Source organism: Mesorhizobium sp. B3-2-1, assembly GCF_006439515.1.
GTDB lineage: Bacteria > Pseudomonadota > Alphaproteobacteria > Rhizobiales > Rhizobiaceae > Mesorhizobium.
In genome coordinates this window covers 177,354-190,970 of the sequence record NZ_VFTI01000008.1, presented here as the reverse complement: position 1 = coordinate 190,970, position 13,617 = coordinate 177,354, and the positions used below count along the sequence as shown (strand labels likewise).

General features: G+C 63.3%; 12 protein-coding genes and 1 pseudogene. 9 read left to right on the top strand and 4 right to left on the bottom strand.

Going from position 1 to position 13,617, the window contains the following annotated elements; translation table 11 throughout:
• Positions 1–52 precede the first annotated feature (52 nt).
• The 9 genes and pseudogenes from FJW08_RS11305 to FJW08_RS11265 all read left to right on the top strand — a co-directional run bounded on the left by FJW08_RS11305 (position 53) and on the right by FJW08_RS11265 (position 10,414).
• Positions 53–1,443: pseudogene (locus FJW08_RS11305) on the top strand (aldehyde dehydrogenase family protein).
• Between the two features lie 17 nt (positions 1,444–1,460).
• Entirely contained in the window at positions 1,461–2,633 is a 1,173-nt protein-coding gene (locus FJW08_RS11300; protein ID WP_140810603.1) for an iron-containing alcohol dehydrogenase, read from the top strand.
• A gap of 242 nt (positions 2,634–2,875) precedes the next feature.
• Complete coding sequence (locus FJW08_RS11295; protein ID WP_140756097.1) at positions 2,876–3,982, top strand: ABC transporter substrate-binding protein; 1,107 nt, start codon at positions 2,876–2,878, stop codon at positions 3,980–3,982.
• A 65-nt stretch (positions 3,983–4,047) separates the two neighbouring features.
• On the top strand, positions 4,048–4,962 hold the full coding sequence (locus tag FJW08_RS11290) for an ABC transporter permease subunit (RefSeq protein WP_140810602.1): 915 nt from the start codon (positions 4,048–4,050) through the stop codon (positions 4,960–4,962).
• Positions 4,959–5,750, top strand: coding sequence for an ABC transporter permease (locus FJW08_RS11285; protein WP_140810601.1), 792 nt, complete (start codon positions 4,959–4,961; stop codon positions 5,748–5,750). Before FJW08_RS11290 ends, FJW08_RS11285 begins: the two co-directional genes overlap by 4 nt.
• Positions 5,751–5,765: 15 nt before the next feature.
• Positions 5,766–6,830 (top strand): ABC transporter ATP-binding protein, encoded by a 1,065-nt coding sequence (locus tag FJW08_RS11280; protein ID WP_140810599.1) that lies wholly within the window; start codon positions 5,766–5,768, stop codon positions 6,828–6,830.
• A gap of 155 nt (positions 6,831–6,985) precedes the next feature.
• Positions 6,986–8,536: a sodium:proton antiporter gene (locus FJW08_RS11275; RefSeq protein ID WP_140810598.1), complete on the top strand. Its 1,551-nt coding sequence runs from the start codon at positions 6,986–6,988 to the stop codon at positions 8,534–8,536.
• A gap of 116 nt (positions 8,537–8,652) precedes the next feature.
• On the top strand, positions 8,653–9,561 hold the full coding sequence (locus FJW08_RS11270; RefSeq protein ID WP_140810597.1) for an endonuclease/exonuclease/phosphatase family protein: 909 nt from the start codon (positions 8,653–8,655) through the stop codon (positions 9,559–9,561).
• Positions 9,562–9,568: 7 nt separating this feature from the next.
• Positions 9,569–10,414, top strand: a complete 846-nt coding sequence (locus tag FJW08_RS11265; protein ID WP_140756085.1) for an EamA family transporter — start codon at positions 9,569–9,571, stop codon at positions 10,412–10,414.
• 4 nt (positions 10,415–10,418) lie between these two features.
• Here the strand turns inward: FJW08_RS11265 and FJW08_RS11260 are convergent, their stop codons facing one another.
• The 4 genes from FJW08_RS11260 to FJW08_RS11245 form a co-directional block, all read right to left on the bottom strand.
• Entirely contained in the window at positions 10,419–10,628 is a 210-nt protein-coding gene (locus tag FJW08_RS11260) for a hypothetical protein (protein WP_246682305.1), read from the bottom strand.
• Between the two features lie 106 nt (positions 10,629–10,734).
• On the bottom strand, positions 10,735–11,052 hold the full coding sequence (locus tag FJW08_RS11255; protein ID WP_140810596.1) for a Dabb family protein: 318 nt from the start codon (positions 11,050–11,052) through the stop codon (positions 10,735–10,737).
• 11 nt (positions 11,053–11,063) lie between these two features.
• Positions 11,064–12,692, bottom strand: coding sequence for a choline dehydrogenase (locus FJW08_RS11250; RefSeq protein ID WP_140810595.1), 1,629 nt, complete (start codon positions 12,690–12,692; stop codon positions 11,064–11,066).
• A 12-nt stretch (positions 12,693–12,704) separates the two neighbouring features.
• Positions 12,705–13,466, bottom strand: a complete 762-nt coding sequence (locus FJW08_RS11245) for a 3-ketoacyl-ACP reductase (protein ID WP_140810594.1) — start codon at positions 13,464–13,466, stop codon at positions 12,705–12,707.
• Positions 13,467–13,617 lie beyond the last annotated feature (151 nt).

Here is a 13,617-nt window from a genome sequence, read left to right as displayed (position 1 = left end):
CTCGAAGGCGGCGGCGCCAATCAAGATTTCATGAAGTGCGAGGACTGAACGAATGACCGAAACGGTCAAGTTAAAATCTCCGATCGACGGCTCGATCTACGCCGAGCGTCCGATCGTCGCCACGGACCAGGCGATCAACGCCTCGGTCGAGCGCGCCAAGGCGGCGCAGGAGACGTGGGCGAAGACGCCGATCGTCGAGCGCGGCAAGTACATGCTGGCGATGCTCGAAGCGCTGGTCGCGATGACCGACGAGATCGTGCCGGAGATCGCCTGGCAGATGGGGCGGCCGGTTCGCTATGGCGGCGAGCTCGGCGGCGTCAAGGAACGTACCAACTATATGGTCGAGATCGCCGAGCAGGCGCTCAAGCCCGTGCCGGCCTCCAATCCCAAGGATGGGTTCCGCCGCTACGTGAAGAAAGATCCGCTCGGCGTGGTCATGGTGATCGCCCCTTGGAACTATCCTTATCTCACCGCCGTGAACACCATCGTGCCGGCGCTGATGGCCGGCAACGCCGTCATCCTGAAACACGCCGCGCAGACATTGCTGGTCGGCGAGCGCTTCAGCCAAGCCTTCGACAAGGCCGGCCTGCCCAAGGGCGTGTTCCAGAATGTGGTTCTCAACCACGCCCAGACCGAAAAACTGCTGGGTTCCGGCAAGATCGACCATGTCAATTTCACCGGATCGGTCGGCGGCGGCCGTGCCATCGAAAGGGCGGCGGCCGGCACCTCATGACGCTCGGCCTCGAACTCGGCGGCAAGGACCCGGCCTATGTGCTGCCCGATGCCAAGATGGACCACGCGGTCGCCAACCTCGTCGACGGCGCCTTCTTCAATTCCGGCCAGTGCTGCTGCGGCATCGAACGCATCTATGTGCACGAGAAGGTCTATGACGAGTTCGTCGAAGGCTTCATCGCCGAGACCAGGAACTATGTCGTCGGCAATCCACTGGAGCAAGCTACGACAATGGGGCCGATGGCGCAGGCGCGTTTCGCCGACCTGATCCGCGAGCAGAAGGCCGAGGCGTTGCGCAAGGGTGCGGCGGCGCACATCAATATGAAGGTGGCTAACGACAGGGCCGGCTCGCCCTATCTGGCGCCGGAGGTGTTGACGGGAGTCGACCACCAGATGAGTGTCATGCGCGAGGAAAGTTTTGGCCCGATCGTCGGCATCATGAAGGTGCGCAACGACGAGGAAGCGATCGCGCTGATGAACGACAGCCCCTACGGACTGACGGCCTCGATCTGGACGCGCGACACCGAGCATGCGGTGGCGATCGGCGACCGGGTCGAGACCGGCACGGTGTTCATGAACCGCTGCGACTATCTCGATCCGGCGCTGGTCTGGACCGGCGTCAAGGACACCGGCAAGGGCGTTGCCCTGTCGGCGCTCGGCTACGACAATCTGACCCGGCCGAAATCCTTCCATCTGCGCGAAGCCATCTAATTTTCGAAAGACAAGCAATGTCCAAGCTCATCTCCAAATGGAATTATCCCACCACCGTCCGCTTCGGCGCCGGGCGCATCAAGGAATTGCCGGAGGTGCTCACGGCAACCGGCATCAAGCGGCCGCTTTTCGTGACCGATCCGGGATTGGCGAAACTGCCGGTCGTCGCCTCGACGCTGAAGATCCTGGATGAGGCGAAGGTGCCCTATGGCGTGTTCTCCGAGGTGAAGCCGAACCCGGTAGACTCCAACCTCACCGCCGGCATCGCGGTGTTCAAGAAGGGAAAGCATGACGGCGTCATTGCTTTCGGTGGCGGCTCGGCGCTCGACCTCGGCAAGCTGATCGCCTTCCAGGCCGGCCAGACGCGGCCGGTGTGGGATTTCGAGGATGTCGGCGACTGGTGGACGCGCGCCGACTCCGACGCCATCGCGCCGATCATCGCGGTGCCAACCACGGCCGGAACCGGCTCGGAGGTTGGTCGCGCCGGTGTCATCACCAATGAGGCGACGCATACCAAGAAGGTGATCTTCCATCCGAACCTTTTGCCGGCGATCGTCATTGCCGACCCGGAACTGTCGGTCGGCATGCCGGGCTTCATCACCGCCGGTACCGGCATGGACGCGCTCGCCCATTGCCTCGAAGCCTATTGCGCACCAGGGTACCATCCGATGGCCGACGGCATTGCCGTGGAAGGCGTGCGCCTGGTGTTCGAGAACCTGCCGAAGGCTTATGCCAACGGCAAGGACCTTGTCGCCCGCGCCCATATGATGAGCGCGGCCGCCATGGGCGCTGCCGCCTTCCAGAAGGGACTGGGGGCCATCCACTCGCTGTCGCATCCTATCGGCGCGCTCTACGACACCCATCACGGCATGACCAATGCGGTGTTCATGCCCTATGTGCTGGCCTTCAACCGGGACTCCATCGAGGAGCGTATTGCCAGGCTCGCCGCTTATTGCGGCATCAAGGGCGGGTTCGACGGCTTCGCCAAGGCGATCATCAAATTGCGCAAGGAATTGAAGGTGCCGCACGCGCTGCCGGGCCTGATCAAGGGGCTCGACATGGACAAGAAGCGCAAGGCGCTGATCGCCGACATGGCGGTGGTCGATCCGACGGCCGGCGGCAATCCGGTCAAGCTGACCAAGAAGGCCGCGCTGACGCTGCTCGAAAACGCTATCGCCGGGACGGTCTAAGGCCGGTTCCGGGGTGCGGAAGTTGATCGGGAAACGAAGGGAAAGGAAAGGGGAAGGGGCAATATAGGACGGATTAATGATTAGCCGGAAAATAAAGTGATGGCTAATTGCTACAGCCCGTTAAAAAGAGTTAACTTTTCACGCTGCGAGGCGCCGGTTTCACAAAGCTTTCATCTGGCTGTCACACGGAAACGATACCGCATCGCAGACGTCCAACGGCGTCAGTTTAATGGAGAGAACACATGTTCAAACTCACGGGGAAAGTGCTTTCCCTTTCGGCCGCGACCCTCATGGTGTCGTCGGTGATTTCGTCCGCCGCTTCGATGGACGATCTCATCAAGGCCGCGAAGGCCGAAGGCCAGCTCACCACGATCGCCTTGCCGCATGACTGGTGTGGTTACGGCGAGGTCATCGCCGGCTTCAAGGCGAAATATCCGGAAATCACCGTCAATGAACTCAACCCCGACGCCGGTTCCGGCGACGAAGTCGAGGCGATCAAGGCCAACAAGGACAACAAGGGCCCGCAGGCTCCTGATGTCATCGACGTCGGCCTCTCGTTCGGCCCGACCGCCAAGGCCGATGGCCTGTTGATGCCCTACAAGGTGTCGACCTGGGACTCGATCCCGGACAGCGCCAAGGATGCCGACGGCGCCTGGTATGGCGATTATTACGGCGTGCTCGCCTTCGAAGTGAACAAGGATCTGGTCAAGGAAGCTCCGACCGACTGGGCCGACCTGCTGAAGCCGGAATTCGCAAACTCGGTCGCCCTTGCCGGTGATCCACGCGCTTCGAACCAGGCCATCCAGGCCGTCTACGCCGCGGGCCTTTCCGGTGGTGCGGCAGCTGGTGAAGCCGCCGGCACCGCTGGCCTCGACTTCTTCAAGAAGCTCAACGCCGCCGGCAATTTCGTGCCGGTCATCGGCAAGACGGCGACGCTCGCACAGGGCCAGACGCCGATCCTCGTCACCTGGGACTACAACGCGCTTTCGGGCCGCGACACGCTGAAGGGCAACCCGCCAGTCGACGTCATCGTGCCGAAGACCGGCGTCGTCGCCGGTGTCTACGTGCAGGCGATCAGCGCTTTCGCGCCGCATCCGAATGCAGCCAAGCTGTGGATGGAATACCTCTATTCCGACGAAGGCCAGATCGGCTGGCTGAAGGGCTATTGCCACCCGATCCGCTTCAACGATCTTGCCAAGAACGGCAAGGTCCCGGCTGATGTGCTGGCCAAGCTGCCGCCGGCGGAATCCTATGCCGCCGCCGCGTTCCCGACGCTCGACGAACAGGGCAAGGCCAAGGAAGCCATCACCAAGAACTGGGACGCTGTCGTCGGCGCCAACGTCAAGTAAAAACTTGAAATCCACCGGGCGGCCACGTGTCCGCCCGGTCTTTCCTCGAAGACGGTAGCCGGCGCATGACCGATCTTACGCTTTCCAGTCAGGCCATTGCGGGAAAGACCGCGCCCCCAGGAGAAGCGCGCGCCTTGCGGTTTCCGACGCAGTGGCTCGGTGTGACGCCGTTCTTCATTTTCGCCATCATGTTCCTGATTTTGCCGACGCTCTACCTGATGCTCGGCGCATTTCAGAACGATGCCGGCGAATTCACGCTGGAAAACATCTTCGCGCTATCGCAGGCGAACATCGTTGCCGCCTATTGGATATCGATCAAGGTGAGCCTCGCCTCGTCACTGATCGGCGCCTTTGCAGGCCTTGCCATCGCGATTGCCATCGTGCGCGGCGGTCTGCCGAACTGGATACGGTCGGCAACGCTGACCTTTTCCGGGGTGGCTTCCAATTTCGCCGGCGTGCCGCTTGCCTTCGCCTTCATCGCCACGCTTGGCCGCCTTGGGCTGGTCACCGTTCTGCTCAATACGCTGGTTGGGCTGAACCTGTATGCGCATGGTTTCAACCTGCTGTCGTTCTGGGGGCTGACGCTCACCTATGTCTACTTCCAGATCCCTCTCATGGTGGTCATCATCGTGCCGGCGATCGACGGGCTGAAGAAGGAATGGGGTGAGGCCGCAGCGACGCTCGGCGCCACACAGTCGCAGTACTGGCGGATGGTTGTGATACCCGTGCTATGGCCGAGTTTCCTGGGCACCGTGATCTTGCTTTTCGCCAATGCCTTCGGCGCCATCGCCACCGCCTATGCGCTAACGGGCTCTTCGCTCAACATCGTGCCCATCCTGCTCTACGCGCAGATACGCGGCGACGTGCTGCACAATGCCCACCTCGGCTATGCGATTGCGTTCGGCATGATCTTCATCACCGGGCTGGCCAACATCTTCTACATCTGGTTCCGGACCCGTTCCGAGAGGTGGCTCAAATGAAGGCTGGCAAATTCTGGGCCTGGGTCGTCTTCATCCTCGGCGCGGCCTATTTCTTCATACCGCTCATCTCGACGATCGAGTTTTCGCTGCGCATGCGTCGCGGCGTCTATTCCTTCGACGCCTACAAGGTCGTGCTCGGCGATAGCCAGTTCCAGACAACTTTCATGTATTCGGTGATCGTGGCGGTCTTCACCATCCTTCTTGGTGTTCTGATCGTTGTGCCCACGGCCTATTGGATCCGGCTGCGTCTGCCTCAGCTTCGCCCGGTGGTCGAGTTCATCACCTTGTTGCCGCTGGTCATCCCGGCCATCGTCATCGTTTTCGGCTATATCAGGATGTATGGCTCGAATTCGCCCCTGCCGTTCCTGTCAAACAATTTGGCCACAAATGCTCTGCTGGTCATCGGCTACGCGGCGCTGGCGCTGCCCTATATGTACAGGGCAGTCGACACCGGACTTCGGACCATCGACGTGCGGACGCTGACGGAAGCGGCCCAGATCCTCGGTGCCGGCTGGGGTACGATCGTCACCCGCGTGATCCTGCCCAACGTGTTGATCGCCGTGCTCTCCGGCGCCTTCCTGACGTTCGCGATCGTCATCGGCGAGTTCACCATGGCAAGTCTGCTCAATCGGCCCGCTTTCGGTCCATATTTGCAGAACCTGGTTGCCAACCGGGCCTATGAACCGGCGGCGCTGTCCATTATCGCCTTCGTAATCACCTGGGGGTGCATGTCGCTGATCCAGGTCCTGTCGCGGTTTGCGCCGAAGTCCGCCAACCGTCCGAATTGATCGAAAGAAAGAACCATGGCCGAGCCATTCCTCTCCATCCAGCACGTCCGAAAATCCTTCGGCGCCACCACGGTCGTGGAGGATTTCAATCTCGACGTCGAGCCGGGTGAATTCGTCTCGTTCCTTGGGCCGTCCGGCTGTGGCAAAACCACTGTGCTGCGTATGGTCGCCGGCTTCGAGGAGCCATCGGCCGGCAAGATCGTCGTGGCCGGCAAGGACATCACCCGGTTGAAGCCCAACCAACGCAATGTCGGCATGGTGTTCCAGGCCTATGCGCTGTTCCCGAACCTAACGGTGGCGCAGAACATCGGCTTCGGCCTGAAGGTCGCCGGCATGCCCAGGGCCGATATCGATGCCCGCGTCGCCGAGATGCTCGACATGATCAGGCTGCCGCAGATGGCGGACCGCTACCCCTACCAGCTTTCCGGCGGCCAGCAGCAGCGCATTGCGCTGGCGCGCGCGATCGCGCCGAAGCCGAAGCTGTTGCTGCTCGACGAGCCTCTGTCGGCGCTCGACGCCAAGGTGCGCGTGTCGCTGCGCGAGGAAATCCGCTCAATCCAGAAGAAACTCGGCATCACCACCATCTTCGTCACGCATGACCAGGAAGAGGCGCTGTCGATCTCCGACCGCATCGCCGTCATGTATGGCGGCAAGGCCGAGCAGGTCGGCACACCGTTCGAGATCTACAACCGGCCGGCGACCAAATTCGTCGCCAATTTCGTCGGTACGCTGAACGTGCTCGAAGGCAAGGTTACCGACGCCGCGTCCGGCACGGTGCAGGTCGACACGCAGGAAGTCTCGCTCAAGGGCAAGCTCAACGGCTCGAAGTCCGGCGACATGCTGTCGCTGGCGCTGCGGCCCGAGGCAATTTCGCTCGGCCGCCAGCCCGGCCGTGATTCCAGCCTTTCGGGCGAGATTTCCGAAGTGCACTTCCTCGGCTCGGTGATCCGTGTTCGCGTGGGCATCGGCGGCAACACGGTGTCGCTCGACACGTTCAACAGCCCGGCGACGCCACCACCCGCGGTCGGTGAAAAGGCCGAGATTTCGTTCTCGTCGAGCGATATGCTGGTGCTGCATTAGGTAGTCCACCGTCGGTTGGCGCTCCCAACGGGTGCTCCAGCGTTCCGGATTCCTCGTGCCGGCGGCGACACAACCCGTGCCAGAGGTGTTATCCTGTTGTTTCACGCCATGACTTTGGCACTGCCCATCGTTTCATTCGGCCGCTACGATAGCGCATGGCTCTTTTCGAACTGACGCTTGTCCTGCTTTTGACCGCCGTCGCGCTGACGGCGCTGTCGCGGCGGCTGGAGATTCCCTATCCGTCCCTTCTGGCCCTGGCGGGCGTCGCGATTGCCTTCGTACCCGGTGCGCCGGTGATCGAGATCGATCCGGAACTGGCTCTTGCCCTGTTCATCGCGCCGGTGCTTCTCGATGCGGCCTATGACATGTCGCTGCGTGACCTGAAGCGTTACAGGCTGTCGCTGGTGCTGCTGGCGCTCGGCGCTGTGGTCTTCACCACCGTGGTCGTTGCCTTCGTCGGCTGGAAAATGGCCGGGCTGCCGGTCGCGGCGGCGGTCGCGCTTGGCGCCATCGTCGCACCGCCTGATGCGGTGGCGGCGAGCGCCGTGCTCGGCCAGTTCAGGGTGCCGTACCGCCTCACCGCCATCCTGCAGGGCGAGAGCCTGCTCAACGATGCCACCGCGCTGCTGATCTACCGGCTGGCGGTTTCGGCCGCGCTCGGTTCGATCATGCTGAGCAACGCCATTCCGGTGATCTTGCTGTCCACGATCGGCAGTTTGGTCGCGGGTTATCTGCTTGGCCGCGTCTCGCTGCTGACGCTTACCCGGATCGACGACGCCGCAAGCAGCACCGTGGTGCAGTTCGCCGGGACATTCGGGGTGTGGATCCTGGCCGACAGGCTCGGTCTTTCCGCCATCATCACCATCGTCGTCTATGCCATCACCATTGCGCGCAGCGCGCCGCGCCGCATGTCGGCGAGACGCCGCGTCAGCACCTATTCGGTCTGGGAGTCGGCGGTGTTCGTGCTCAATGTGCTGGCTTTCGTGCTGATGGGCCTTCAGGCCCGGTCGATCGTCGGCCGGCTCTCCGGCGACGGGCAGGGCGGAGTCTTTCTCTTTGCCGCGACCGTGCTGGTCGTCGTCATTCTGGCACGCCTCGTCTGGGTGGCGAGTTACGTTGCGATCATACGATGGTTCGCCCGCGACGGCGAAGGCCAACAGGGAGACGCGCCGACATTTCGCGGCGCCGTGCTGGTCGGCTGGTGCGGCATGCGGGGGCTGGTGACGCTGGTGGTCGCCATTGCCCTGCCGGCGGGCTTCCCCGGCCGCGATCCGATCGTGCTTGCCGCCTTTGCGGTGGTTCTGGGCACACTGGTGTTGCAAGGCATGACCTTGAAGCCCTTGCTGCGGATACTCAACTTCGAACGGGACACGAGTATCGATCGCGAAGTGGCTCAGGCGCGCGTTGCAGTCATGCAGGCCGCCCTTGACGTGTTGAGCCGTAAGACCTCGGGCGCGGCGGCCGTCGTGCGCGAGCAGTACGAGGCTCAGCGGCAGATCGCGGAAAACCCGGAGGATGCGCAGGCGGCGACCGAATACGACCGGCTGCGGCTTTACGCCATCAACCGCCAGCGCGACACGCTGGAGGAACTTCGCAGCAACGGCACGATCGGCGATGAAGCCTATCACCGGCTGGAGGAAGAAATCGACTGGGCGGAATTGGCGGCGTCGCCCGCCGGCCGGTTCCAACCGCTGACCACCGACTAGCAGATACCGCGTCTCGACCTCTGCCCTGCTGGCCCAAGCCCCGTCCGTCTTCCTGCACATTGCAAGCGATCGACCGAACCGTTACTGCCAATGCCGAGAAGTGAGCCGGATAAGCAATGAAGCTGGTCAGCTACAACATCCAGTACGGCTTCGGCGGCGACGGGCGCTACGATCTTTCGCGCGCGGCGCGCCTCGTCGCGGGCGCCGACATCATCGCCCTGCAGGAGGTCGAGCGGCACTGGCAGCGCAGCAATTTCGACGACCAGCCGGAACTGCTTTCACGCCTTTTGCCTGGTTATCACTGGGTATATGGCCCCGCCTTCGACATGGACGCCAGCGAGTGGCGGGACGGCCATCTGGTCAACCGGCGCCGGCAATTCGGCACCATGGTCCTGTCGAGGCTGCCGATCGTCTGGTCGCGGCTGCACGTGCTGCCGATGCGCCGCACGTTGCGTCCGCTCAACACCCGCAATGCCGCGCTCGAATGCATGATCCGCACACCGGCCGGGCCGGTCAGGGTGCTTTCGCTGCATCTCGCGCACATCGCGGCTGAAGAGCGGTTGGAGCAGATCGACTATCTCTTGGCCGCGCATCGCCGGGCGCCGCGGGAAGGGGGACCATGGAGCGGCGTGGATGACGAACCTTCGCGTAACTGGACACATGGGGAAGCCGAGCCGGAAAACCCGCTGGCTGCGATCTGGCTGGGCGATTTCAACATGGAACCCGGCAGCCCCGAATATCGGCGCATCGTCGGTAGCACGCCTTATCATCGTGGGGCGGCCTATCTCGACGGCTTCGTCGATGCCGCCGCCATGGCGGTTGAACCGGCTGGTGATTTTCACACGCATGAGAAGATCATAGACGGCAGACTGGCAAAGCGCCGGCTTGACCATTGCTTTGTCGGCGGCATGTTCGCCGGACGTGTGCGCTCGGTCAGCGCCGACATCGGCGAGCTTGCGTCCGATCACTTCCCCGTCCGGGTCGACATCGATCTCGAAACGCCCTTCGGCTGGGGAGGTCGATGAGCTCCATATGACACTTTTCGTTTTCTTCGCGGTGCTTGCCGCCGCCGCCATGCACGCGATCTGGAACGCGTTGGTCAAGGTGCATCTCGACCGCTTCCTGTCGATCACTTTGATGACGTTCGGCATGGGGGTCGCTGGCCTCGTGGTGCTGCCTTTCGTCGAGGTGCCCAAGGCGGAAGTCTGGCCCTACATCACCGCTTCGGTGATCTTCCACATGGGCTACCGCACTTTTCTGATCGGCGCCTACCAGGCCGGCGATTTCGCCCAGACCTATCCGTTGGCGCGCGGTACGGCACCTCTGCTGGCCGCGCTTGGCGGCATGTTCGTGGTCGCCGAGGTGCCGGCGCCGCTCGCCATTGTCGGCATCCTGCTGTTGTCGGCCGGAACGCTGGTGATGTCGTTTCGCGGCGGGGCGCATCTGGAGAAGCTGAACCTGCGCGCGGTCGCATTTGCGTTGGGCACGTCGATCTTCATTGCCAGCTACACGCTGTCCGACGGCAGCGGCGCGCGGCTGGCGGCAACCGCGCAAAGCTATGCCGCCTGGCTGTTCATCTGCGATGCGCTCGGAGCGCTGGTGCTGTGCCTCGTTTTCCGAGGGCCCAAGGCGCTGCCGGTGTTGGCGCGCGACTGGAAGACCGGGCTGTTCACCGGCGTGCTTTCCGGCGCCGCCTACTGGATCGTGATGTGGGCGATGACCAAGGCGCCGATCGCCTCGGTGGCGTCACTGCGCGAGACCTCGATCCTGTTCGCCATGATGATCTCGGTCTACGCGCTCGGCGAGAAGATGACGGGCTGGCGCGGTGCCGCCGCGCTCAGCATCGTCGCGGGCGTCATCGCGCTGAGGATGGCTTGATCTCTCAGCCCAGCACGGTCATCACCTGGCCACGCCGCTCCGGACTGAAGCGAATGACGACGATGATGCAGACGGCGACCACGCCGGCAAAAAGCGCCAGCGCGTAGCCATAGCTCCCTCCGGGTGCTTCGGCGATCCGCGCCTGATACGGACCGCCATGGGACGCGGCGAGATTGCCGGCCTGGTAGATGAAGCCGGGCAAGGTCGCGCGCATGAAGCGGGTCGCCAAAGTCAGGAACGGTGCTTCGAGACAGCGGAGACTATGTCGGCCCGCCGGCAAAAGAGAACAGCGGTCAGCCGGCTTTCGAAAGGCCGGCGGTTCACGTTTTCGTAAGGTCGAGATCGAAGACCATCAGCCCGTCCGTGCCGCCTTCGACGGCCGCGACAAGCCGGGCGCCGGCACGCTGATGCGCCTCATGCACGAGATAGGCGTCGCGTGCCGCGGCATCACGGAAATCGATGGTGAAGCCATGGCTGAACCCGCGCGCGAACGGCTCCGGGCTGGCATTGGCGCTGAAATGAACCGTCTCCATGCCTTCGATCACCTGTCGCAACGCCTCGAGGTCGGCGTGGATGGCCGTGCGCTCGGTCGGGGACACATCGCTACGAAATCTAGCGAAAACACAGTGCCTGATCATTTTCTCACTCCCTAAGCAGCGCGATTGCCGGAAAATACCGCCGGCGCCAGCGGCTCGCGGCCAAGGATCAGATCCGCGCCCTTTTCGCCAACCATGATGGTCGGCGCGTTGGTGTTGGAAGAAGGCACACGCGGCATCACCGAGGCGTCGCAGACGCGCAGGCCTTCTATCCCGCGCAGCCTGAGGTCCGGCGTCACCACCGCCATCTCGTCATGGCCCATGCGGCAAGTGCCGACCGGGTGGTGGTCGGTCTTGGACGTGCGGCAGGCATAGTCGATCAACTCGTCGTCGCTGGCGAGCGACGGACCCGGCAGCACCTCGCGCAGCACGTAGGGGACAAGTGCCTTCTGCCGCATGATCTCTCGCGCTAGCCGCAGCCCCTTCAGCGACATGGCGCGGTCATAGGGATCGGACCAGTAGTTCGGGTCGATCAGCGGATGGTCGGCGGGATCAGCACTTTTCAGGCGTACCGTGCCGCGGGAGCGCGGGCGCAGGAAGGCCGAGTTCAAGGTGACCCCCGGGTTTTTCAGCTTCTCGACGCCGGCCTCGATGCCGGAGCCGAGACCCAGATGGAACTGAATGTCGGGCGAGGCGGCGGTCGGATCGGCGTACCAAAAGCCGCCGGTCTCGAACAAGCTGGAGGCGACCGGTCCGTTCTTCAAGAGCAGATATTGCAGGCCGGCCCAGGCGGTGCGGTGCAGCTTGGCATAATTGTCATAGGTGTGATCGCCGGTGCATTCGGCGATGACGAACAGGTCGAGATGGTCCTGCATGTTGGAGCCGACGCCGGGCAGGTCGTGGACGGGCGTGACGCCAACCGACTTTAGATGGTCGGCCGGGCCGATGCCGGACTGCATCAGCAGCTTCGGCGAGCCGATGGCGCCGGACGAGAGGATCACCTCGCGGTCGGCGCGCAGGATTGTTGTCTGGCCGCCCGGCTTGTCGACGATCTCGACGCCGATGGCACGGCCCTTCTCGACGACGATGCGGGTGACCAGCACATCGGTCCTGACGGTCAGGTTCTTGCGATCGCGGATCGGCTTCAAATAGGCGACCGAAGCGGAGGAGCGCCGGGCGTCTTTCTGGGTCAGCTGGTAGTAGCCGACGCCTTCCTGGCTGGCGCCGTTGAAATCAGGGTTGAAGGGAATGCCCATCTCCTGGCCGGCGCGGAAATAGGCTTCGCAGATCGGCAGCGGCGCAATCGGGTTCGACACGCCGAGCGGTCCCTGGTCGCCGTGAAAATCGTTGGCGTAGCGCTGGTTGTTCTCGGCGCGCTTGAAATAGGGCAGCACGTCGCGATAGCCCCAGCCGGCCAGCCCTTCCTCCTTCTCCCAGGCGTCGTAGTCGCGGGCATTGCCGCGCGTGTAGATCTGCGCGTTGATCGACGAGCCGCCGCCGACAACCTTGGCCTGCGTGTACCAGAAGACGCGATCCTTCATGTGCTTCTGCGGCACGGTCGACCAGCCCCAGGAGGCGATGCCCTTGGTCATCTTGGCGAAGCCCGCCGGCATGTGGATCAGTGGGTGCCAGTCCTTGCCGCCCGCTTCCAGCAGCAGCACGGAATTGGAGGGATCCTCGCTCAGCCGGTTGGCCAGCACGCAGCCGGCCGGGCCGGCGCCCACGATGATGTAGTCGGTCATTGTCTCATCCGTTCATAACCGGGGCACGGAGAGCGCGCCGTCGACATTGATGATCGAGCCGGTCGCAAAGCCCAGTCTGCCGGCAGCAAGTGCGGCCACCATGGCGCCGATGTCGGAGGCTTCGCCCCAGCGTTTGGCAGGCACCAGGCCGCTGTCGATCAAAGCGTCATATTTGGCGCTCACGCCTGCCGTCATCTCGGTGCGGATGATGCCCGGCCGCAGCTCGAACACGCCGATATCTTCCGGGGCGAGCCTGAGCGCCAAGTTCTTCACCCACATGGAAAGCCCGGCTTTCGATATGCAATATTCGGAGCGTTCCGGAGAGGCCATCTCCGCGCTGACCGAGGTGATGGTGATGATCGATCTTGCATGATCGCCGGGCTGGCGGAGCATCGCCCTGGCGATGGCCTGGCTGAGGAAGACGGTGCCGCGCAGGTTGATGCCGAGCGCGCGGTCGAAATTGTCGGGTTTGAGGTCCAGCAGGTCGCCACGCTCCGCAGCGCCGACGCCGGCATTGTTGACCAGGCAATCGATGCGGCCGAACGCGCGCAGGGTAGCGTCGACAAGTGTGGTGTGAGCGGAAAGATCAGCGATGTCGCAGGGATGGTAAGCGAAGGCCGCGCCACGCTCTATAATATTTTCTGTCAGCCCTTTGACGGGGCTATCGGCAAGATCGGCGACCAGGATGTCGAAGCCGGCATCGGCCAGCGCCTCGGCGCAGGCAAGCCCAATGCCGCGCGCGCCGCCGGTGACGATGGCTGCGGGACGGGTCATTGGATACCTATCCGTATGCTAGCGCCGCCCCTCATCGCCCTGCCGGGCACTTCTCCCCGTATAGTGACGGGGAGAAGGAGGCCGTCGCGGCCGCTTTCGCTAATCGCCAGCGTGGCAAGAAGAGCGCCGGGGTTGCGGCGAGCTGTCTTCT